The organism is Methylocystis sp. (assembly GCF_046349115.1).
GTDB lineage: Bacteria > Pseudomonadota > Alphaproteobacteria > Rhizobiales > Beijerinckiaceae > Methylocystis.
In genome coordinates, this window is record NZ_JAXMCX010000003.1 from 61993 (window position 1) to 84876 (window position 22884).

The 22884-nt window shown below is 63.8% G+C and carries 16 protein-coding genes; 7 read left to right on the forward strand and 9 right to left on the reverse strand.

What is annotated here, in order from left to right; all coding sequences use genetic code 11:
- Positions 1–29 precede the first annotated feature (29 nt).
- Positions 30–1331 carry a glutamate-5-semialdehyde dehydrogenase gene (locus U1E20_RS09845; protein WP_409980432.1) on the reverse strand — a complete coding sequence of 434 codons (1302 nt, stop codon included), beginning with the start codon at positions 1329–1331 and terminating at the stop codon, positions 30–32.
- Positions 1332–1432: 101 nt separating this feature from the next.
- On the opposite strand from U1E20_RS09845, the gene U1E20_RS09850 reads away from it, so the two are divergent.
- The 3 genes from U1E20_RS09850 (at position 1433) to uppP (ending at position 5145) form a co-directional block, all read left to right on the forward strand.
- Positions 1433–2176 carry a class I SAM-dependent methyltransferase gene (locus U1E20_RS09850; protein ID WP_409980433.1) on the forward strand — a complete coding sequence of 248 codons (744 nt, stop codon included), beginning with the start codon at positions 1433–1435 and terminating at the stop codon, positions 2174–2176.
- Between the two features lie 202 nt (positions 2177–2378).
- The gene (locus U1E20_RS09855) at positions 2379–4097 is read left to right on the forward strand and encodes an OFA family MFS transporter (RefSeq protein WP_409980434.1); all 1719 of its coding nucleotides are present in this window, start codon (positions 2379–2381) and stop codon (positions 4095–4097) included.
- 175 nt (positions 4098–4272) lie between these two features.
- Positions 4273–5145 (forward strand): undecaprenyl-diphosphatase UppP, encoded by an 873-nt coding sequence (uppP, locus tag U1E20_RS09860; RefSeq protein ID WP_409980435.1) that lies wholly within the window; start codon positions 4273–4275, stop codon positions 5143–5145.
- 214 nt (positions 5146–5359) lie between these two features.
- On the opposite strand, the gene U1E20_RS09865 is transcribed toward uppP, so the two are convergent.
- The 4 genes from U1E20_RS09865 to U1E20_RS09880 all read right to left on the reverse strand — a co-directional run bounded on the left by U1E20_RS09865 (position 5360) and on the right by U1E20_RS09880 (position 10621).
- Entirely contained in the window at positions 5360–6532 is a 1173-nt protein-coding gene (locus U1E20_RS09865; protein WP_409980436.1) for a site-specific DNA-methyltransferase, read from the reverse strand.
- Between the two features lie 146 nt (positions 6533–6678).
- Positions 6679–7329 (reverse strand): ribonuclease HII, encoded by a 651-nt coding sequence (locus tag U1E20_RS09870; RefSeq protein ID WP_409980803.1) that lies wholly within the window; start codon positions 7327–7329, stop codon positions 6679–6681.
- An 87-nt stretch (positions 7330–7416) separates the two neighbouring features.
- Entirely contained in the window at positions 7417–8559 is a 1143-nt protein-coding gene (locus U1E20_RS09875) for a PA0069 family radical SAM protein (protein WP_409980437.1), read from the reverse strand.
- 628 nt (positions 8560–9187) lie between these two features.
- Complete coding sequence (locus U1E20_RS09880; protein WP_409980438.1) at positions 9188–10621, reverse strand: homospermidine synthase; 1434 nt, start codon at positions 10619–10621, stop codon at positions 9188–9190.
- A 152-nt stretch (positions 10622–10773) separates the two neighbouring features.
- Here U1E20_RS09880 and U1E20_RS09885 point away from each other — a divergent pair, with 152 nt between their 5' ends.
- Complete coding sequence (locus tag U1E20_RS09885; RefSeq protein WP_409980439.1) at positions 10774–11754, forward strand: CHAD domain-containing protein; 981 nt, start codon at positions 10774–10776, stop codon at positions 11752–11754.
- A 659-nt stretch (positions 11755–12413) separates the two neighbouring features.
- Here the strand turns inward: U1E20_RS09885 and U1E20_RS09890 are convergent.
- From U1E20_RS09890 to U1E20_RS09900, 3 genes are all read right to left on the reverse strand, one after another.
- Positions 12414–14396 carry a protein meaA gene (locus U1E20_RS09890; RefSeq protein ID WP_409980804.1) on the reverse strand — a complete coding sequence of 661 codons (1983 nt, stop codon included), beginning with the start codon at positions 14394–14396 and terminating at the stop codon, positions 12414–12416.
- A 77-nt stretch (positions 14397–14473) separates the two neighbouring features.
- On the reverse strand, positions 14474–14896 hold the full coding sequence (locus tag U1E20_RS09895; protein WP_409980440.1) for a type II toxin-antitoxin system VapC family toxin: 423 nt from the start codon (positions 14894–14896) through the stop codon (positions 14474–14476).
- Positions 14893–15135 (reverse strand): type II toxin-antitoxin system Phd/YefM family antitoxin, encoded by a 243-nt coding sequence (locus tag U1E20_RS09900; RefSeq protein WP_409980441.1) that lies wholly within the window; start codon positions 15133–15135, stop codon positions 14893–14895. The genes U1E20_RS09895 and U1E20_RS09900 overlap by 4 nt, the downstream gene beginning before the upstream one ends.
- A gap of 282 nt (positions 15136–15417) precedes the next feature.
- Here U1E20_RS09900 and ccrA point away from each other — a divergent pair, with 282 nt between their 5' ends.
- On the forward strand, positions 15418–16647 hold the full coding sequence (gene ccrA, locus U1E20_RS09905) for a crotonyl-CoA carboxylase/reductase (protein WP_409980805.1): 1230 nt from the start codon (positions 15418–15420) through the stop codon (positions 16645–16647).
- A gap of 18 nt (positions 16648–16665) precedes the next feature.
- Here ccrA and U1E20_RS09910 read toward each other — a convergent pair whose 3' ends face one another.
- The gene (locus tag U1E20_RS09910) at positions 16666–18612 is read right to left on the reverse strand and encodes a DUF4396 domain-containing protein (protein ID WP_409980442.1); all 1947 of its coding nucleotides are present in this window, start codon (positions 18610–18612) and stop codon (positions 16666–16668) included.
- Positions 18613–18918: 306 nt separating this feature from the next.
- On the opposite strand from U1E20_RS09910, the gene sucD reads away from it, so the two are divergent.
- Together sucD and U1E20_RS09920 are read left to right on the forward strand one after the other, a co-directional pair.
- The gene (gene sucD / locus U1E20_RS09915) at positions 18919–19803 is read left to right on the forward strand and encodes a succinate--CoA ligase subunit alpha (protein ID WP_409980443.1); all 885 of its coding nucleotides are present in this window, start codon (positions 18919–18921) and stop codon (positions 19801–19803) included.
- A gap of 72 nt (positions 19804–19875) precedes the next feature.
- The gene (locus tag U1E20_RS09920; protein ID WP_409980444.1) at positions 19876–22860 is read left to right on the forward strand and encodes a 2-oxoglutarate dehydrogenase E1 component; all 2985 of its coding nucleotides are present in this window, start codon (positions 19876–19878) and stop codon (positions 22858–22860) included.
- Positions 22861–22884 lie beyond the last annotated feature (24 nt).

Consider the following 22884-nt stretch of genomic DNA (forward strand, 5'->3'; position numbering starts at 1 on the left):
GTGGCCGACCCCACGCATCGAAATACCATTCACCCCCGCACCTGGCCGTCGCCATGGACGCGATATTTGAATGACGTGAGTTGCTCCACCCCCACCGGGCCGCGCGCATGCATGCGGCCCGTGGCGATGCCGATCTCGGCGCCGAAGCCGAATTCGCCGCCGTCGGCGAATTGCGTCGAGGCGTTATGCAGCACGATCGCCGAATCGACTTCATCCATGAATCGCCGCGCCGCGTCCGCGTCACGCGTGATGATGCAGTCGGTGTGATGCGAGCCATAGGTCTCGATATGATCGATCGCGCCCTCCAGCCCGTCGACGACCCGCGCGGCGATGATCGCGTCGAGATATTCGGCGCGCCAGTCGTCTTCGCTCGCCGGCTTCGCCCGCGCATCGGCGGCTTGCGTCGCTTCGTCGCCGCGCACTTCGCAGCCTGAATCGATCAGCATCGAGACGAGCGGCGCAAGATGCGTCGCGGCGCAGGCCTTGTCGACGAGAAGCGTCTCCGCCGCGCCGCAAATGCCGGTGCGCCGCATCTTGGCGTTGAGCAGCACGCGCTTCGCCATGTCGAGATCGGCGTCCTTGTGCACGAAGACATGCACGATGCCTTCGAGATGCGCGAAGACCGGCACGCGCGCCTCATGCTGCACGCGGGCGACGAGACTCTTGCCGCCGCGCGGCACAATCACGTCAATATTGCCGTCAAGCCCGGCGAGCATCGCGCCGACCGCGGCGCGATCCGGCGTCGCGACGAGCGAGATCGCCGCTTCGGGCAGGCCCGCCGCCTTCAACCCCACGGCAAGGCAGGCGTGAATCGCGGCCGACGAGCGCAGGCTTTCCGAGCCGCCGCGCAGGATCGCGGCGTTGCCGGCCTTGAGACACAGGCCGCCGGCGTCGGCGGTGACATTGGGCCGGCTTTCGTAAATCACCCCAATGACCCCGAGCGGCGTCGATACGCGCTCAATCTTCAAGCCGTTCGGCCGTTCGAAGCTGGCCAGAACGCGCCCGACCGGGTCGGGCAGATCGGCGATCTCCTCCAATCCCCGGGCAATCGCCTCGACCCGCGCCGGATCGAGCGTCAGCCGATCAAGAAAGGACGCCGCCGTCCCGCGCGCCTTGGCGTCGGCGACGTCAAGCGCATTGGCGGCGAGCAGCGCGCCGCTTTGGCGCCTTATTTCACCGGCGGCTTCACGCAGCGCCTTATTCTTGGCGTCGCTCGACGCAAGCGCGACGGCGCGCGCCGCCGAGCGCACGGCGCGTCCTAGCGCGCTGAGCCAGTCGCTCAACGCCGCGTCCGCGCCCGCTCGCGTCTCGTTGCGTAATGCCTGCGTCATGGCCGTCTCTCGGCAAGTGCTCGCGTCTCGCTATCATGGCGTCGCCGGCAAGGAAAGAAGCGGCCTTGCAGGCCCTTGCGCGATATGGAAGAACGGCCGTCATGTCCGCCTTGCAAGATAATCCTTTCACCGGGCCGATCGGCGCCGAATATGACGTGCTGCGGCGCCTGTGTCCAAACGCTGCCGTGCTCGCCAAGATGGTCGGAGAAGAGGTCGCGCAATGGCGTCGCGGCGCAGGTCCGATCGAGGGATTCGAGATCGGCTGCGGCACCGGCATCAGCACGCTGGCGGCGCTTTCCGCATGCGATGTCCTCGAGCTCACCGCGGTCGACAGCGCTGGCGAAATGCTCGCTCAGGCGCGCGTCAACCTCGCCGATTACGCTGCTGCGGGCCGGGTCAAATTCATCGAAGCCGATGCGCTCGCGTCATTGCGCGCCTTGCCCGACGCCAGCATCGACGTCGTCATTTCGAATTACGCGATCCATAACTTCGCTGACGATTACCGTGACGCTGTCGTATCGCAGATTTTCCGCGCGCTGAAGCCCGGGGGCCTGTTCGTCAACGGCGACCGCTTCGCCATGGACGACCCGGCGGCGCATCTCGCCGATACGCAAGCGATTGTGCGCGGATGGTTCAAAATCTTTACCGAGATGAACCGGCTCGATCTGCTCGAAGACTGGGTCGTGCATTTGCTGAGCGACGAATCGCCACGGCGCATCATGTATTTCGAGCCGGCGCTCGAACAGCTGCGCGCGGCGGGTTTCACCCCGGTCACGGTCGAATTCCGCGATGGCGTGGACACTTTGGTGACCGCATTGAAGCCGGGCGCCAAGGATGCGCAGTAATTGGTCCCCGAACGCGCCCAAAAGTTTCATATCCGCCGCCATCTTCGCAGCCGAACGCCCCCGGGAAGTTTTCATGTCGCAAGAGTTCCACCTTTATTGGGTAATGGCATTGGACTTGCGACAAACCGCCGACCGACAGTGCGGGCGCGTCCAGCGCCCGACGCGCGCGGCATTCTAGAAATCAACTAGCACTGGAAATTTGATGTCGATCGCATCCGCCGGCAGCGCCGATTTCCTGTCTCGCGCGCGCACCGTCGCCTCGCCCGTCTTCAATCGCTGGCTGGTTCCGCCCGCCGCGCTCGCCATTCATCTCTGCATCGGCATGGCCTATGGCTTCTCAGTCTTCTGGCTGCCGCTGTCGCGTGTGGTCGGCGGCGCGCAGCCCAAGGAATGCGCCGAATCGCTCGGGTTTTTCGCAACGCTTGTCGCCACCGACTGCGACTGGAAGATCAGCTGGCTCGGCTGGACGTTCACGCTGTTCTTCGTCTTCCTGGGCTCGTCGGCGGCGGTCTTCGGCCATTGGCTGGAGACGGCCGGCCCCCGCAAAGCGGGGCTCGCGGCGGCCTGCTGCTGGTGCGGCGGCCTGCTCATTTCAGCGTTCGGCGTTTACGTCCATCAAATCTCATTGCTGTGGATCGGGTCCGGCGTGATCGGCGGCATTGGTCTCGGGCTCGGATACATCTCGCCGGTCTCGACGCTGATCAAATGGTTCCCCGACCGGCGCGGCCTGGCGACCGGTCTCGCCATCATGGGTTTTGGCGGCGGCGCGATGATCGGCGCGCCGCTCGCCGACCGGCTGATGGGCTTCTATGCCACGCCCACTTCGCCCGGCGTCTGGCAGACCTTCGTCACGCTGGCGGCGATCTATTTCGCCTTCATGGTCGCCGGCGCGCTCGGCTACCGGGTGCCGGCCGAGGGTTGGAAGCCCGAAGCCTTCACGCCGCCGACGGCGGCCAGGAACGCGCTGGTGACGCACCGCCACGTCCATCTCGACGTCGCATGGAGGACGCCGCAGTTCTGGCTGCTCTGGGGCGTCCTGTGCCTCAATGTTTCGGCCGGCATCGGGGTGCTGGGCATGGCCTCGCCGATGCTGCAGGAAGTGTTCGGCGGCCGGCTGATCGGCCTCGACATCAGTTTCGATCAGCTCGGCGCCGATCAGAAAAAGCAAATCGCGGCGATCGCGGCCGGCTTCACCGGCCTGTTGAGCCTCTGCAACATCGGCGGGCGCATCGGCTGGGCCTCGGCCTCCGACGCCTTCGGCCGAAAAGCGACCTATGCGATCTTCTTCGTCCTGGGGCTCGCTCTCTATTCGGCGATACCCTTCGCGGCGAAGGGCGGCATGGTCGGCGTCTTCGTTCTGCTCTTCGCGGTCATCATCACCATGTATGGCGGCGGCTTCGCGACAATTCCCGCCTATCTCGCCGATATTTTCGGCACGCATCACGTCGGCGCCATCCATGGCCGGCTCCTGACCGCATGGTCGACGGCGGGCGTGCTCGGGCCGGTGCTGGTCAATTACATCCGCGAATATCAGCTTGCGCACGGCGTCGCGCGCGAGGCCGCCTATAATCAGACCATGTATGTGCTTGCGGGCCTGCTGCTCTGCGGCCTCGTTTGCAATCTTCTGGTGCGGCCATGCGCCGAGAAATATTTCATGAGCGATGAAGAAGTCGCGGCGCAAAAGCACATCACCGTCGCCGAAGTCGTCAAGGAAGACGACGATGTTCACGCAGATTTCGAGGATTTCGTCGAAGAGGGGCTGGAGCCCGTCGCGCCGGCCGATCCGCCGACCGTCGCACGCCCGGAGCCCGGTTCGAATGGCCGATCGCTGCAGCTTTTTCTTGCCTGGGCCGCCGTCGGCGGCCCTCTCGCCTGGGGCGTATGGATGACGCTGCTCAAGACCGCCGCCCTGTTTCGCTGATCGCGCGCGATTCAAACGATCTTAGCGAGACCTTGGCGGGCGGAGCCTGAGACGCCCCGCGCCTTCATCTCCTTGCCAGCCGCTCGCCTTGATCGCGACCGCCTTGTTTGACAGAAGTCGGGACGATCGGCGCCTTCGTGATTCGTCGCGGGGCAGCTAATAAAACGAGGCCTCCATGGCGACCGCTTGCACCAATGGGCTCGATACGGGTTTCGTCGATCTCGGCTATATGAAAGTCGCCGTTCTCGGCGTGGTGCAGGGCATCACTGAACTTCTGCCGATCTCCTCGACCGCGCATATGCGCATCGTGCCGGCGCTCTTGGGCTGGAAGGACCCCGGCTCGGCGTTCTCGGCCGCGATGCAGCTCGCGGCGCTCGCCGCCGTCGTTAGCTATTTCTGGAGCGACATCCGGGCGCTCGCCGAGGGCTCGCTGCGCGCGCTCGTGCGGCGCGATTTCAGCGACTGGACCTTCCGCTTCGTCGTCTGGATCGCGCTCGCGACCGTCCCGATCGGCGTCGCCGGGGTCGCTCTGTCGCATACGCTGAACACTTGCGGTTCGCCATTGCGGACGCTGCCGGTGATCGGCATTGCCTGCATCGTGATGGCGGCGCTGCTCGCCATCGCCGAACTCTATTGCAATCACAAGCGCACGCTCGAACATGTCACGCTGAAGGACGCGATGATCGTCGGTTTCGCGCAGGTCGGCGCGCTGATTCCAGGCGTCTCGCGCTCCGGCTCGACGCTGACCGCGGCGCTTTTCCTCGATCTCAAACGCGAGGAGGCGGCGCGCTTCTCCTTTCTGCTCGGCATCCCGACGATCGCCCTCGCGGGCTTGAAGGAATTGTGGGAGCTGCATAAGGCGCAGCTTGATTTCCATGGCTGGGCGGTGCTGACGCTCGGACTTTTCGTCGCCTCGCTCTCCGCCTTCGTCGCGATCTGGGGCCTGCTGCGGATTCTTGAGCGCTTCTCCGCCTGGCCCTTCGTCGTTTATCGCGCCTTCATCGGCATCGTGCTGCTGGTCGGGTTTTACGCGGGCTTTTTGGCATAGCGCGTAACCCTCTCCCCATAGGGAGAGGGTAGCGAGCGAAGCGAGCCGGGCGAGGGGTTGCGGCGCCGATCGTCGGTGCGAGGATAAAGCCCTAGAATCTTGCCCCTCACCCCGGACGTTCGGTCCGACCCTCTCCGGTCTGAAGTCGGCTGTTGCCGACTTCAGTATTGTTAATCGCAAGTCGAGCAAGCTCGACTTGCGTGGGAGAGGGTTATTACTCCGCCGCGACTTTGAGTCGCGCCCGCGCCGTCGCCCGCAAATCGTCGATCGGCGCGAGCGCGCCTCTTTCTTCATAATGCCAGAAGGTCCAGCCATTGCAGGCCGGCAGGCCCTGCGCCAGCGCGCCGGTCTTGTGGATTGATCCGACGAAGCCGGAAAGCGACAGCGCGCCGTCGGCGCGCACCACCGCGCGATGGCGCCGCTTGGCGTCGACGAGGGTTGCGCCCGGCGCGACGAGCCCGGCTTCGACGAGGCTCGCGAAGGCGATGCGCGGCTCGGCGCGTTTTGACGGCGCGGTCGCGATCGCGTCATGCGGCAAGGGTTCGACCGCGGCGATCCGCGCATGCGCCGCGGCGTGATAATCGTCGTCGCGCTCGATGCCGAGCCAGTCGCGGCCCAGGCGCTTAGCGACCGCGCCGGTGGTGCCCGTTCCAAAGAACGGATCGAGCACCAGATCGCCGGGCTTCGAAGCTGCAAGAATGACGCGCGCGAGCAGCGCCTCGGGCTTTTGCGTCGGATGGGTCTTGCGGCCGGTGCCGTCCTTGAGGCGCTCGGACCCGCTGCAGATCGGCAGCAGCCAGTCGGAGCGCATCTGGCAATCTTCATTCGCCGCCTTCAGCGCCTCATAATTGAAGGTGTAATTCTTGGCGCGTTGATCTCGCGCGGCCCAGATCATCGTCTCATGGGCATTGGTGAAGCGCCGGCCACGAAAATTCGGCATCGGATTGTTCTTGCGCCAGACGATGTCGTTGAGGATCCAGAACCCGAGATCCTGCATGATCGCGCCGACGCGGAAAATGTTGTGATAGGAGCCGATGACGAAAATCGTCGCCGTGGGCTTCATCAGCCGGCGCGCTTCCTTGAGCCAGTCGCGCGTGAAGGCGTCATAGGCGGCGAAGCTGGCGAATTTGTCCCAGTCGTTGTCAACCGCGTCGACCAGACTTTGGTCGGGCCGATGCAGAGGATTGGCGAGCTGAAGATTATAGGGCGGATCGGCGAAGATAAGATCGACGCTCTCGTCCGCCATGCGCTCCATCAACGGCACGCAGTCGCCGGCGAGGATTTCATTACGCGCCGTCGCGCGGAGCGGCCTTTCGCTGGTTCGCCCGATACGCGTGACCTGAATTCGGGCTTTGAGACGAGCCGCTCCGACGCGCGCGCTACGCATGAACTCCACACCATCTACGCAACTGACAGGCGCGATAGTGGATGAGGGAGGTAAAAGCCACGTTTAGAGCCGGGAACCACCTACGTCTCTTTTTCGAACGGAAGTCTTAAGGAAGTAAAAATCTTAGCAAAACCTTTCCAGGACGCTCACGCCTCGCGCACCGGCGCGAAACTCACCCGATGCGCCGGGCTTACGCCGTAGCGCGCCAGCGCGTCGAGGTGATGCCGCACGGCGTAGCCGGCGTTGGTCTCGAAACCATATTGCGGATAATGCGTCGCAAGACGGCGCATCATGGCGTCACGCGCCACCTTGGCGACGATCGAGGCGGCGGCGATGGAGATCGCCGTGGCGTCGCCCTTGACGATCATCTGGCAGGGGCAGTCGACCGGCGGCCGGTCATTGCCGTCGACGAGGAGATAGGCCGGCCGATGAGCAAGGCCGGCGACGGCGCGGGCCATGGCGGCGAGAGAGGCTCGGCGAATATTGATGCGATCGATTTCGGCGGCGGTGACGAAGGCGACGCTGACCGCGAGCGCGCTGGCCATGATCCGCTCGAAGGCTTCTTCCCGCTGCGCCGGGTTCAGCGCCTTGGAATCATCGAGGCCGCGCGGCCGCCGGTCGGGATCGAGAATCACCGCCGCCGCCGCGACCGGCCCCGCGAGCGGCCCGCGCCCGACCTCGTCGACACCGGCGATCGGCCAGACGCCCTTGCGCCGCAGCTGGCCCTCGAGCCGAAAACTGACCCCGCTGACCGTCACGAAGGCTCCCCGAGCGAATGGCTGGCGGTCCTGCGCGATCAAGCGCGGCAGCCGCGCGGCGAATAAAGCCCAGACGGCGAGCTGCGACAAGCCGCGCGCGCCGCGCCGCGCGCGAGAAAAATCCGCTTAGAACAGGCTGAGTTGTCGCGGGGCGCGGCGCGGCGGCTCGAAGAGATCGGTCCGCAACTTCGTTTTCTGCCCGAAGCCGATCCGCGCGGCCGCCACTTCAAAGCGCCGGCCGATCATCCAGGCATAGGGCCCCTCGCCTTTCATGCGGGTTCCGAAGGCGGACTCATAAAGTTTGCCGTCGCGCGCCGAACGCATCAGCATCAGCGCGCGCCGCGCCCGATCGGGGAAATTCGCGACCAGCCATTCGGTGAAAAGATCGCGCAATTCGAGCGGCAGGCGCAGCAGCACATAGCCGGCCTCGCGCGCGCCGGCGGCATGGGCCCGCGTCAAAATCTTCTCGATCTCATCGTCATTGATCGAAGGGATGAGCGGCGCCGTCATCACCGCCGTCGGCACGCCGGCGGCGCTGAGCTTTTCGATGGTCTCGATCCGCAGTTCCGGCGTCGCAGCGCGCGGCTCCATGCGACGCGCCAGCCTGCGGTCGAGCGTCGTCACCGAAATCGCCACCTTCGCCAGACCCTTTTCCGCCATCGGCGCGAGGAGATCGAGATCGCGCAGCACTAGCGCCGACTTCGTAACGATCCCCACCGGATGATTGGCGCGCGCCAGCACTTCGAGAATCGAGCGCATGATTCGATGGCTCTTCTCGGCCGGCTGATACGGGTCAGTGTTGGTGCCGATCGCGATCATCTTCGGCGCATAGCCCGGCGCCGACAATTCGCGTTCGAGCAGCTGCGCCGCGCCTTCCTTGACGAAAATCTCGGTCTCGAAATCGAGTCCTGGCGAATAGCCCATATAGGCGTGCGTCGGCCGCGCGTAACAATAGACGCAGCCATGCTCGCAGCCGCGATAGGGATTGATCGACCGGTCGAAGGAAATGTCGGGCGACTCATTCCTGGTGATGATCGTGCGCGGCCTCTCGACGTGGAAATTGGTCCCGAGCGCTTCGAGGCGCTCCAACGACCCCCAACCGTCGTCGGCCTCCTCGCGCGTCTCCTTCTCGAAACGCCCGCTGCGCTTCGACAGCGCCCCGCGCCCGCGCCGACGCTCGGCGTCGACGAACGCGCCGACGCTCGCCTGGCCGAATTGGCCGATCTGACGCCCGAGCGCCGCCGATGAAACATCAGCTACGCGACCCATTGCAGACTCCGACTTTTTGAGCAGGAACAAGAGAGGGCCGCGCCGAGATGCGAAATTTCGACGCGGCCTCCCGACTACAACGCAACGCCACTCATCCGGCGCGACGCCGGACGCATCGGGGACTCGCCGCTTCCTTTCGGCTCGAGCAGCCGAGGGTGAACAGAAGGCGAATAAAGAACATATATAGAACATTTTTGGCGCGCGCAAGAGCGCGACAAAGCGACGTCGATATCAATTCATGGGATCGGCGCGGCTGTCGGCCTTTCCCCGAGAACGGGTCATCGGCCAAAGAGCATCGCGGCGCGCGCCGCCATCAGCCGCCAGAAAAGTTTAGCGGGATATCATTGGTAGCTCGGCGCGGCGTTCGGCGCCGCTTCGACCCGGCGACCGCCTTCCTGGCAATCCTTGCAATAGCAAACGGCGCCCAGGATCGGTTCGCCAATGGCTTCGCATTGAACGCGCCCGCAAGCGCATGACGCTCTTCTTACGGTGAGGCGCATTTGTAAGTCCGATCCGTCGCAAACCAGATGCTAAATGCGGCAATGAATTCATAGATCAAAATTGTGGCGCCGCCGATAAAATGCGCCGCTCCCGCGAGCGGCGCATTTTATTGGCGATTCTGGCGCGCTCACCGCACCAGAATATTCTTGAACTGCCAGGGATCGCTCTCGTCGATGTCTTCCGGGAACAGGCCCGGACGCCCGTCGAGCGGCGTCCAATCGGTGTAATAGCCCTTCACCGGGCCGAGATAGGGAAGCTGCACCTCGAGGCAGCGCTTATAGTCGACTTCGTCGGCCTCGACGATGCCGGCTTGCGGATTCTCCAGCGCCCAGACCATGCCGGCGAGCGCCGCCGAACTCACCTGCAGGCCGGTGGCGTTCTGATAAGGCGCGAGGTCGCGAGTCTCCTCGATCGAAAGCTGCGAGCCGTACCAATAGGCGTTTTTCGAATGGCCGTAGACCAGCACGCCGAGTTCGTCGATTCCATCGACGATTTCATGCTCGTCGAGAATCTGCCAGCTCGCCTGCATCTTGCCGGCGGCGCCGAACATTTCGTGCAGCGACAGCACGGCGTCGTCCGCCGGATGATAGGCATAGTGACAGGTCGGCCGATAGACCGCCTGCCCCGAACCATCGCGCAGCGTTAAATAATCGGCGATCGAAATCGACTCATTATGGGTGACGAGAAAGCCGTACTGCGCGCCGGGCGTCGGACACCAGGAGCGCACGCGGGTATTGGCGCCGGGCGACAGCAGATAGATCGCCGCGCCGCAACCGGCGGGATGCGTGCGGCCGATGTCGGGCAGCGCCATTTCATGCGTGCCCCAGCCGAGTTCGGCGGGCTGCATGCCCTCGGAGACGAAGCCTTCGACCGACCAGGTGTTGACGAAGACGTTGCGCGGCTTCGGCTGGCGCGCGCGCTGGGTGTCGCGTTCGGCGATGTGAATGCCTTTGACGCCAAGCTTTTGCGCGAGAGCGCCCCATTCGGCGCGGGTTTCCGGCTCCTTGTCGAGCGCGCCTGTCTCGCGCGCGATATTGACCAGCGCCTGTTTGACGAACCAGGACACCATGCCGGGATTGGCGCCGACGCAGGAAACCGCGGTCGATCCGCCGGGATTTTTGCGACGTTCCTCCAGCACCGTCTCGCGCAAAGCGTAATTGGTGCGCGCCTCATTGCTCATGTTTTTGTCAAAGTAGAAGCCCGGCCACGGCTCCACCACCGTGTCGACGCATAGCGCGTTCAATTCGCGCGCGAGCTTGATGATCGCAAGCGACGACACATCGACCGACAGATTGACGATAAAGCCCTGGCCCCCGCCCTTGGTCAGCAGCGGCGTCAAAATCTCGCGGTAGTTCTCGGGCGTGAGGCGCGCTTTCAAAAAGGCGATGCCGCGCTCATCGAGCAGGCGGCGATGCGTATCGACAGGATCGATGACGGTGAAACGCGACTTGTCGAATTCGAAATGGCGCTCGATCAGCGGCAAAATGCCTCGGCCAATGGAGCCGAAGCCGATCAGCACGATCGGACCGGCGATTTTGCCGTAGTTTGGCCAAGTCGACATGAGGCGTAGCTCCAAAGAAGAATATTGCGCCGCGATAAAGCAAGCGCGGGCGTATTAATCAAGAGCTTGAGCGAGAGGCGGCGGCGCGCGTAATGTGACGCGGGGCGCGCCGCTCCTATGTAATTGAGGTAAATTTGCAGTAGAGCGTCAGGATGCAGCCTTTGTCAGAGCCGGAGGTTTCGCCAGCGCGCGACGAGGCGCGCGAGGAATCGCAGGACGCTCCGGCGCCGACGTCGATCAAGGCGAAGCCGATCGAGCTTTCTCACGACGATGCGCTCGAAGGCGCCGCAGCTGCCATTTTCTCCGGCGCTCTTGAGCATTTTCTGGCCAATGTTCCGCTTCTTCAATCATTGAGCGCGCCGGAAAGCGTGCATCAGATGCGGGTCGCCCTGCGCCGCCTGCGCGCGGCGATCGGCCTGCTGCGACCGGCGGTCGCCGGGCCTGCGCTCGAAACTGCAGCCAACCGCGCCAAGGCGCTTGCCGCCACTCTCGGCGCGGCGCGCGATTGGGATGTCTTCGGCCTCGCATTGAGCGGCGGCCCGCGCGAGGCGATCGGCGACGATCCGAGCTTTCATGCGCTGACCGACGCGCTCGAAGCGCTTCGCGAGAAAGCCTATCGCGCCGCGCATGAGGCCGTGTCCTCCGACGAAACGGCGCGCTTCGTCGATGATTTGCGCCTGGCGATCGCGCGCCGCGATTGGGAGGCGGCGCCTGAGTCGCACGCGCCGGGCTCGGCGCGTGCCTTCGCCGCCGATGCGCTGACCGGCCTGCGCAAACGGCTCTTAAAAAAGAGCAAGGGCCTCGCGACGCTTTCCGCCGATGAGCGGCATCGAGTCCGCATCGCGCTCAAAAAGGCGCGCTATGGCGCGGAATTTTTCGAAAGTCTGTTTGACGGTCGCAAGGACGCGCGCGCCTATTTGCACGCGCTTGGCGAGATGCAGGATCAATTGGGCCTCTTCAACGATATGGAGGTCGCCAACGGCCTGCTCGATCAGATCGACTCTCTGACGCCGGAAGCCGCGCGCGCCTCAAGCTTCATTCGCGGCTGGTTCGCCCACGCCGCGCGCCAGGGCGTCGCCCATGCCGAAACGAGCGAGAAGCGACTAAAGAAGCTCGCGCCGTTCTGGACGTAAGCGACGAACATCGGCGATCAACGAAACTGCCCTTCGACCTCTTGACCGCGCATGAGGCCGGCGGCGGCGATGCTGATTCTTTCGCGAACCACCCTCGGGCCGCGCGGGGCTTCCTGGCGAAGGGGTTTCGCCTGTTCCCGGCGGTCGTGCGACGACATGCGCGCCGACTGGCTCTGGCCATTGATTGTCGTGCAGAAACTGAGCGCCAAAAAACAGACCCAGAGCGCCAAGGGAGCAATCCTGCGGTTCAGCATAGACATAATGCGCCTCAATCGACGATCCGAAAGACTCAGCGTGAGCCCCAAAGCCAAAAGCCGCCGACCGACATTTCCACACAAGCCATGTGGAGAGTCGGACACAGCGGCTTTGCTGCTTTTTGATCCGTCGTAGGATCGAAGCGCCAGTGATCTGAAGCGCTGAATTAGAAGCAATTTACAAGCCAGGAGCGACCGGCCGAATTTGCGGCGACCGTCGGAAAGCGCCGGGCGAATTTGCCGTTTGGTTGATCAGGCTTTGCACAAGGCGCGGCAGAGATGCGCGCGCATGCGGCAGACGCGCCTAGGCCGCCGGAGCGAAGCCGCCAAGATGCGCAGGCCTCTCGACCCCCACCCTGTCCCTCCCGCGTGAAGCGCGAGGGAGAGTTGGGGAGTGGGCGCGCCCTAAACCGCCGCCTTCTCGATGATATGCGCGAGGTCGGTCATGATCGCGTTGAGGTCGTAATTCTTCGGCGTATAGACCGCCGCGACGCCGGCGTCGCGCAGGAGCTTTTCGTCGGCGGGCGGAATAATGCCGCCGACGACGAGCGGCGCGTCGACGCCCTCCTGCTTCATCAATCTGATCACTTCATGGGCGAGCGTCACATGCGAGCCTGAGAGGATGGAGAGGCCGATGCAATGCGCGCCTTCCTTCTTGGCGGTCTCGACCAGTTCGGCCGGCGTCGAGCGGATGCCGGCGTAGATCACGTCGAAGCCGGCGTCGCGGGCGCGCACCGCGATCTGCTCGGCGCCGTTCGAATGCCCGTCGAGGCCCGGTTTGCCGACCAGGAATTTCGCGCGCTTGCCGAGCTTCTGCGAGACGCGCGCGACTTCCTCGCGCACCGCGTCGAGCTGGCCGCCGACTTGGCGCGCGGTTGAGGACACTCCGGTCGGCGCGCGATATTCGCCGAACACGCCACGCAACACATTGCCCCATTCCCCGGTGGTGACGCCCGCCTTGGCGGCGGCGATCGACGGCTCGACCATATTGCGCCCTTCCTTCGCGGCGCGGGCCAGTTCTTCGATCGCGGCCTTCGCCGCCTTCTGGTCACGGCTTTCGCGCCACGCTTTCAGCCGCGAAATCTGCTCGGCCTCGACATGTTCGGGCACGACCATGATCTGATCGTCGCCCGAGGCGAGCGGCGACGGCTCGCCGCCGGTGAATTTGTTCACGCCGACGACGATCTGCTCGCCGGCTTCGATCGACTCGAGACGCGCGGTGTTGGCCTCCACGAGCTTCGATTTCATATAGCCGATCTCGACCGCCGCGGCGGCGCCGCCGAGTTCCTCGATCTTTTTGAGTTCGGCTTTCGCCTCTTCCTTCAACTCGCCGACCTTGCGGGCGATTTCGGGATTGCCGTCGAAAATGTCGCCATATTCCAAAAGGTCGGTCTCATAGGCCATGATCTGCTGCATGCGCAGCGACCATTGCTGGTCGAAGGGCCGCGGCAGGCCGAGCGCCTCGTTCCAGGCGGGAAGCTGCACGGCGCGGGCGCGGGCGTTCTTGGAGAGCACCACGGCGAGCATCTCGATCAAGATGCGGTAGACGTTGTTCTCCGGCTGCTGCTCGGTCAGCCCCAGCGAATTGACTTGCACGCCGTAACGGAAGCGGCGGAGCTTCTCGTCCTTCACGCCGTAGCGCTCGCGCGTGATCTCTTCCCACAACTCGACGAAGGCGCGCATTTTACAGAGTTCGGTGACGAAGCGCATGCCGGCGTTGACGAAGAAGGAGATGCGCCCGACCACCTGGGCGAAATCCTCATCCGAGATTTCGCCGGACTTCTTGACGTTGTCGAGAATGGCGACAGCGGTGGCGAGCGCGTAAGCCAGCTCCTGCGAGGGCGTCGCGCCCGCCTCCTGCAGATGGTAGGAGCAGACGTTGATCGGATTGAACTTGGGGCATTCCTTGGTGGTGAAGAGAATGAGGTCCTGCGTCAGCCGTAGCGACTGCGCCGGCGGAAACACATAGGAGCCGCGCGACAGATATTCCTTGATGATGTCGTTTTGCGTCGTGCCCTGGAGCTTGGCGCGCGGCGCGCCCTGCGCCTCGGCGGCGGCGATATAGAGCGCCATCAGCCACACCGCGGTAGCGTTGATGGTCATCGAGGTGTTCATCTCGCCGAGCGGAATGCCCTCGAAAAGCGCGCGCATGTCGCCAAGATGCGAGATCGGCACGCCGACCTTGCCGACTTCGCCGCGCGACAGGATATGGTCGCTGTCATAGCCGGTCTGGGTCGGCAGATCGAAGGCGACGGAGAGGCCGGTCTGTCCCTTGGCGAGATTGGAGCGGTAAAGCTTATTGGATTCGCTCGCCGTCGAATGGCCGGCGTAGGTGCGAAACATCCAGGGCTTGTCGCGGCCAGCATTGCGGCTCTTCTCGGCGGACATGTCGTTCACTTTAATGGCTCCTCCGCCCGTTGCGATAGCACATGACCCTGTTTTGACAAGATGAGGCGGGGGGCGGCTTAGATCGGCTTCATCGCGACCCCGACCGAAGGCGCAGCCTCGGCAAGTCGCCGGTCCAGCGTGCAGAGTGACGCGCCATATTCTGCGCAGACCGCAAGATGCAGCGCGTCGCCTGCCCGAAGCCCCAGCGCATGCTGGCCCGCGAAGCGCGCCGCCGCGCGAAAATGATTGGCGTCGATCGGCAACGTGACGAAGCAATCGGCGGCGAGTTGGGTGAAGCCGGAGAGCGCCGCCGCCCGCTGCGCAAGGTCGATCTGACGGCTGCGCAACTTAATCGACAGGGCGGAAGAGAATTCCGTGACCACCCAATCGCTGATCGCCAGTTCTTCTTGCCGATCGCCAAGCCAGGCCTGCACGCGATCGGTCTCCGCCTCCCTCGTCAGCGCCGCAACGAGGATCGATGTGTCCAGATAGAGCGTCAATAACGCTCCGCGTTGCGCAAGCGGCGCATGAATTCGCCGGCGGTCTCCCCCTGGCCCGGCATGTCCTTAGTGATCGCACGCAACATGGCGACGTCAACGGGCTTCTTGGGCTCCGCCAGCGGCGCAATCTTGGCGACCGGCCTGCCCCGACGCGTGACGCAGACCGTTTCGCCCTTCGCCGCGCGCTCGACGAGTTCGCTCAAATGCGCCTTGGCTTCAGCAACGGTGACGGCGCTCATTTTTCCCTCATGACCAACTGGATGACCATTAGCGCAAAATGCCAGGCGACGCCAGTGGCGTCGGCATATTCGGCTATCTATATTCCTGCTCAAAGCTCGAACAAATCATCCTCCGAGACTTTTCCGCTCTCCATGCGCGACGACGCGAAGGCTCATTGCCGCCGTCGAGTTAGGGACTTTTCGCCTCACCCTGCCCCGTCTATAAGCTCCCGCCATGTGCGCCCGTCTCAGGGCGACAAGGCGAGGATCCCAAAGTTGACCGATAAGAAAGACCTCTACGAGATGGGCGAAATTCCGCCGCTCGGGCATGTGCCGAAGAACATGTACGCCTGGGCGATCCGCAAGGAGCGGCATGGGCCGCCGGAAACCGCCATGCAGCTCGAGGTCTTGCCGACCTGGGAACTCGACAGCCATGACGTGCTGGTTCTGGTGATGGCGGCCGGGGTCAATTACAATGGCGTCTGGGCTTCGCTCGGCGAGCCGGTGTCGACCCTCGACGTTCACAAAAACCCCTATCACATCGCCGGTTCCGACGCGTCCGGCGTCGTCTGGGCGGTCGGCTCCAAGGTGAAGCGCTGGAAGGTCGGCGACGAAGTCGTCGTCCACTGCAACCAGGACGACGGGGACGACGAGGAATGCAATGGCGGGGACCCGATGTTCTCGCCCTCGCAGCGCATCTGGGGCTATGAGACGCCGGACGGCTCCTTCGCCCAGTTCTGCCGCGTCCAGGACCGCCAGCTGATGGAGCGCCCCAAGCACCTGACCTGGGAAGAGGCGGCCTGCTATACCTTAACGCTGGCTACCGCCTTCCGCATGCTGTTCGGCCATTCGCCGCATCAGTTGAAGCCCGGCGACAACGTGCTGGTGTGGGGCGCCTCGGGCGGTCTCGGGGTTTTCGCGGTGCAACTCTGCGCCGCCTCTGGCGCCAACGCCATCGGCGTGATCTCGGACGAGAGCAAGCGCGATTACGTGCTTTCGCTTGGCGCCAAGGGCGTGATCAACCGCAAGGATTTCAAGTGCTGGGGGCAGTTGCCGAAAGTCAATACGCCCGAATATGTCGAATGGACCAAGAACGCCCGCGCCTTCGGCAAGGCGATCTGGGACATTACCGGCAAGAAGGATGTCGACATCGTCTTCGAACATCCCGGCGAAGCGACTTTCCCGGTCTCCTGTCTCGTGGTGAAGCGCGGCGGCATGGTGGTGTTCTGCGCCGGCACCACCGGCTTCAACCTCACCTTCGACGCCCGCTATGTGTGGATGCGCCAGAAGCGCATCCAGGGTTCGCATTTCGCGCATTTGAAGCAGGCGTCCGCCGCCAACCGCTTCGTTCTCGACCGGCGCGTCGACCCCTGCATGTCGGAAGTGTTCGCCTGGGAGAAGATTCCGGTCGCCCACACCAAGATGTGGAAGAACGAGCACGCGCCCGGCAATATGGCGGTGCTCGTGATGTCGCCCAAACGCGGCCTGCGCACGGTCGAGGACGTCAAAGAGGCCTATGCGGCGCAGAAGTAGAGCGGCGCGCGGGCGGGCCTACTCCACCTCGATGACCGCCATTAGCCCGCCGCCGCCCTTGGTCTCGGTATTGTCATTGCTGGTGTGATGGGGAATGTGGCAGTGGATCAGCCACTTTCCCCTCTCCCGCGCTTTCCAGATTACGTCATAACGCTGGCCCGGACCGACATTGACCGTGTCGGCAAGAAAGCGCGCGCCCTTGCTGAGCGTTTCGCCGTCGCGCGCGACGACCTCGAACGGCCCGCCGTGAATATGCATCGGATGGATGAAGCCGTTGTTGGTGCCGATGAAGCGCACTTTCAGCGTTTCGCCGAGCTTCATGCGCACCGTCTCGGTTGACGGATAGGACTTGCCGTTGATCGTGAAATAATTCGGCTGCATGCCATCCATCGGCATCGCCGGAAACGTCAGGCCGTCGCGCCACAGCCATTCCTGGAGCTGGATGACATAGTCGTGATCGGCGCGGATTTCCACCGCGTCGTCGGCGGGATCGATAATCAGCGCGCCATAGAGGCCGAGCGCCTGACTTCGGTCCGGCTCGGCGTGGGGATGGTAGAAATAGGTTCCGTGCTGCTTGACCGTGAATTCATAGTCGAAGAATCCGCCAGGCGGAATCGGCGCCTGGGTGATCTCGCTCGGCCCGTCCATGGCGTTCGGCAGAATGAGCCCGTGCCAGTGAACGGTCGTCGCTTCGGGCAGATCATTGCGCACCCGAATGCGCACCCGGTCGCCTTCGCGAATATGGATGCGCGGGCCGGGTATCTGATTGTTGTATGCGTAAGCGTCGACGGCGACGCCGGGCAGGATGCGCCAGCGGATCACTGACGCTTTGAGTTCGAAGACCTTGACGCCCGCGTCGATTTTGAAGGGCAATTCGCGATCGCCGCGGGTTTGAATCGGAAATTGCGCGCCGACGCGCCGCGAATCCGCGAAACTCATTTCGCGCATCGCCGCGGCGCTCGTGTCGCGATACATGGTCATTCCTGGCGGCATGATCAGCCCGCCAACATCATGCGCCGACAGCCGCATGTTCAGCCAATTGGCGGGCGCGATCATGCCGGTGGCGAGAAGGACGAGCGACGCGAGGCTGAAGGCGGCGATCTGAGCCGAGGTCGCCTCGGGCCTCATATGCATCTGCATCGGCGCCGCGCCAGGCGCCGGCTGCTGGCCGTGCTCGGGAAGCGCGTCGGCGCTCTCGCTCATGCCGGAATGCGCGCCGTGATGGTGATGCTGGTGCGCCGCCGATTCCGCTGCGACATTTTCGGGCGCTGCACCCTCATGGCCAACATCACGCGCGCGCTCGGTCATCAGCCCGTGCTTGATGCCCTGCGCGACCATCCAGACATTTGAAGGATAGGCGGTGGCGAAGCCGGCCATCACGCCGATCGACATCACCCCCCAGAAGATGAGTTCGGTCGGAACCATGGCGCGCATGTCATGGCCCATCATCAGGAAGCTCATGACTGGGGCCATGCCGGCCATCATGAAATTCATGCTGATGAATTCGGGAAAGAAGCTGCGCCGCACATTCTCGAAATAGGAGCCGCCCATCATCTCCTTCATGAACAGCGACTGGAAAATGAACAGGCCGAAGGCGAAGCCCGCGACATATTCGATGATGAGGTCGAGCCACATCGGCAGGCCGAGCGAGGCGACGATGACGGCGGCGAGGATGATGCCCGTCGCGTCGCCGGCGACGCAATGAATGGTGGAGCCGACCCCCTGCTTCCACAGCGGTCGCACGAATCGCTCATGCGCGCCGGGCCGCGGCTCCTTGTCGGTCAGGACGTAAAGCAGAAGGCCGAACGGTCCCGTATAGAGCGTGACGAGGACGAACCCCCATTTCATTACGGCGGGTTCTGGATTTCTGGCGCCGTCGATCGCGACATAAAGCGTGCAAATAGCGGTCAGCGCGAACCAGGCCGCGAGATAATAGTCGACCGGCAGAACGAAGAGCGAATGCATGTCGGCCTTCCCCAGGGCTGATGGAATGCGCGGCGATCGGACGCCCGTCTCGCCGAGCGGACCTTTCTCCGACAGGAAAACCCGTAGACGACCGCCCTGGTTCATTGAACGTAAAGATTGGCGGCACCACAGTAGACGAAATCCTGAGGGCGGTCGCGGCCCCCTGTCGCAGGGGGCTTTGCCGCCTTGTGCGGTTGAGCTTTTGTCAATAGGTTCCGCGCCGGCGACAACGGGGAGGCGGCTCTTAAGTTCTCGCTTCATCCAAAGGCGCGCGCGCCGTTTCGCTTGCTTCGGGATTTCCGCTTCATGTCCGTGCTGATCGACAAAAACACCAAAGTCATCACCCAAGGCTTCACCGGCAAGACCGCCACTTTCCATTCCGTGCAGGCGCTCGACTACGGGACCAAAATGGTCGGCGGCGTCTCTCCCGGCAAAGGCGGCTCGGTCCATCTCGATTTGCCGGTTTTCGACACGGTCGCCGAGGCGCGCGACAAGACCGGCGCCGACGCTTCGGTCGTCTATGTGCCGCCGCCGGGCGCGGCCGACGCCATCTGCGAGGCGATCGAGGCGGAAATCCCGCTGATCGTCTGCATCACCGAGGGCGTTCCGGTTCAGGACATGATCCGGGTCAAGCGCGCGCTCTGCGGCTCCAAGTCCCGCCTCATCGGTCCGAACTGCCCCGGCGTCGTCACCGCCGGCGAGAGCAAGATCGGCATCATGCCCGGCAATATTTTCTCGCGCGGGTCGGTCGGCGTCGTGTCGCGCTCGGGCACGCTCACCTATGAGGCGGTGTTCCAGACGACCCGCGAAGGCCTGGGCCAGACGACCGCCGTCGGCATCGGCGGAGACCCAGTCAAAGGCACGGATTTTATTGAGGTGCTGGAGTTGTTTCTCGCCGACGACGCGACTAAGTCCATCATCATGATTGGCGAAATCGGCGGGTCGGCGGAGGAGGACGCGGCCCAATTCTTGATAGACGAGGCCAAGCGCGGCCGCAAAAAGCCGATGGTGGGATTCATCGCCGGCCGCACCGCGCCGCCCGGCCGCCGAATGGGCCATGCCGGCGCGATCGTCTCGGGCGGAAAAGGCGACGCCGAAAGTAAAATCGCAGCCATGGAGTCGGCGGGCATTAAAGTGTCGCCGTCGCCTGCGAGGCTCGGAAAGACATTGGTCGAAGCGTTGAAGGGCTAGCCGCCTTAGCCGGCTCGACGCTTCGAAAGTCGTCGGCGCCCTTGAGCGCCGGCGCTTTTGGGAAAGATTGAGATGGCGCGTTTCGAAACCAATGGCGGCGCCGGGCCAGCGCCGGCCGGCGCACGCTCGCCGCAAAATGATTTTCTCGCTTCGACATCCTTTCTGCAGGGCGCCAACGCCGGCTATCTCGAAGGCCTGCTGGCGGCCTATGAGGCCGACCCCTCTTCGGTCAGCCCCGACTGGCGCAATTTCTTCGCCGAGATGGGCCTCAAGCCGCAGGACAAGCCGGCGCTAGACGGGCCGAGCTGGGCGCGCCGCGACTGGCCGCAGCCGCAAAGCGGCGAATGGGTCGGCGCGCTCGTCGGCGAGGCGCCGGCGCCTGATAAAGCGCCAGCCGCTCCCGCCGCGCCCTCGCTGACCGGCGAGGACGTATTGCGCGCGACGCGCGACTCGGTTCGCGCGCTGATGATGATCCGCGCCTATCGCATGCGCGGCCATCTGCACGCCAATCTCGATCCGCTCGGGCTGGAGCAGCGCCACGATCACGGCGAACTCAATCCCCAGACCTACGGTTTCACCGACGAGGATTACGAGCGCAAAATCTTCCTCGATGGCGTGCTGGGCATGCGCTTCGCCACGCTCTTCGAGATGGTGACGATCCTGCGCCGCACCTATTGCGGCACGATCGGCTTCGAATTCATGCACATCTCCAATCCGGAGGAGAAGGCCTGGCTGCAGGCGCGCATCGAAGGCCCGAAGAAGGAGATCGTCTTCACTCAGGAAGGCAAGCGGGCGATTCTCAATAAGCTCGTCGAGGCTGAAGGCTTCGAGAAATTCCTCGACGTCAAATATACCGGCACCAAGCGCTTCGGCCTCGACGGCGCCGAAGCCATCGTTCCGGCGATGGAGCAGATCATCAAGCGCGGCGGCGCGCTCGGCGTTCAGGAAATCGTCCTCGGCATGGCGCACCGCGGCCGTCTCAATATCCTCTCGCAAGTGATGGCGAAGCCGCACCGCGCTCTGTTTCATGAATTCAAGGGCGGCTCCTTCCTGCCCGACGAAGTCGAAGGTTCAGGCGACGTCAAATATCATCTGGGCGCCTCGTCGGACCGAATCTTCGACGACAACAAAGTGCATCTCTCGCTGACCGCCAATCCGTCGCATCTCGAAATCGTCGATCCGGTGGTGCTCGGCAAGGTGCGCGCGAAGCAGGATCAGCATCATTGCGGCGAGGGCGATCGACGCTCAGTGATGCCGCTGCTCATTCACGGCGACGCGGCCTTCGCCGGCCAGGGCGTGGTCGCGGAATGTTTTGGCCTTTCCGGATTGAAGGGACATCGCACCGGCGGCTCGATCCACTTCATCATCAACAATCAGATCGGCTTCACCACCTATCCGCGTTATTCGCGCTCGTCGCCCTACCCTTCCGACGTCGCCAAGATGGTCGAGGCCCCGATCCTCCACGTCAATGGCGACGATCCCGAGGCGGTCGTCTTCGCGGCGCGCGTCGCCGCCGAATTCCGTCAGCAGTTTCAAAAGCCCGTCGTCATCGACATGTGGTGCTATCGCCGCTTCGGCCATAATGAGGGCGACGAGCCGGGCTTCACCCAGCCGCTGATGTATAAGAAGATCAGAGCGCACCGCACGACTCTCGACATTTACGCGGATCGTCTGATCGCCGAAGGCGTCCTGTCGCGCGACGACGTCGACCGGATGAAGGAAGAATGGCGCGCGCGGCTCAATCAGGAATTCGAATCCGGCCAGAGCTATCGGCCCAACAAGGCGGATTGGCTCGACGGCCGCTGGGCCGGCAAAAAATCAGGCTCGCAGCTCTCCGACAATGAGCGTCGCGGTCAGACCGGCGTCGCCCTGGAGACGCTTCAGCAGATCGGCGAGAAGATCACCTCGACGCCGCCAGATTTTCACCTGCATCGCACGATCCAGCGCTTTCTCGACAATCGCAAGGCGGCGATCGAGCATGGCGGACCGATTGACTGGGCGACGGCGGAAGCGCTGGCGATGAGTTCGCTGCTCTATGAGGGCTACAATGTCCGGCTCTCCGGACAGGACAGCGAACGCGGCACCTTTTCGCAGCGTCACAGCGTGCTGATCGACCAGGAGAGCGAGGCGCGCTACCTGCCGTTCAATCACATCGCCGACGGCCAGGGGCGTTACGAAGTCGTCAATTCGATGTTGTCGGAAGAGGCGGTGCTCGGCTTCGAATATGGCTATTCGCTCGCCGAGCCCGACGCGCTGGTGTTGTGGGAAGCCCAGTTCGGCGATTTCGCCAATGGCGCGCAGGTGGTGTTCGACCAGTTCATTTCCTCGGCCGAGCGCAAATGGCTGCGCATGTCCGGCCTCGTCTGCCTGCTGCCGCACGGCTATGAAGGCCAGGGACCCGAACATTCCTCGGCGCGGCTCGAGCGCTATCTGCAGCTTTGCGCCGAAGACAATATGCAGGTCGCCAATTGCACGACGCCGGCGAATTACTTCCACATCCTGCGCCGGCAGTTGCACAGAAGCTTCCGCAAGCCGCTGGTGCTGATGACGCCGAAATCGCTGTTGCGTCACAAGCGGGCGGTGTCGCGTCTCGGCGAGATGGGCATGGCGTCGAGCTTTCAGCGGCTGCTGCTCGACGACGCAGAAACGGCGCCGAACGAGACCTTCGTTCTCCAGCCGGACGAAAAGATTCGCCGGGTGATCCTGTGTTCGGGCAAGGTCTATTACGATCTTTTCGAGGAGCGCGAGAAACGCGGCGTCGACGACGTCTATCTGCTGCGCGTCGAGCAGCTCTATCCCTTCCCGCTGAAGAGCCTCGTCACGGCGCTCGGGCGTTTCAAGGACGCCGACGTCGTCTGGTGCCAGGAGGAGCCCAAGAATATGGGCGCCTGGTCCTTCGTCGAGTCCTATCTTGAATGGGTGCTGACGCAGATCGGCGGCAAGTCGAAGCGCGCGCGCTATGTGGGGCGACCCGCCTCCGCCTCGACCGCGGCGGGCACCATGTCCCGCCATCTCGCGCAGCTGAAATCATTCCTGGACGAAGCGTTCGCGGCTTAGGACGCGGCGCCACTTAAAGAGAGA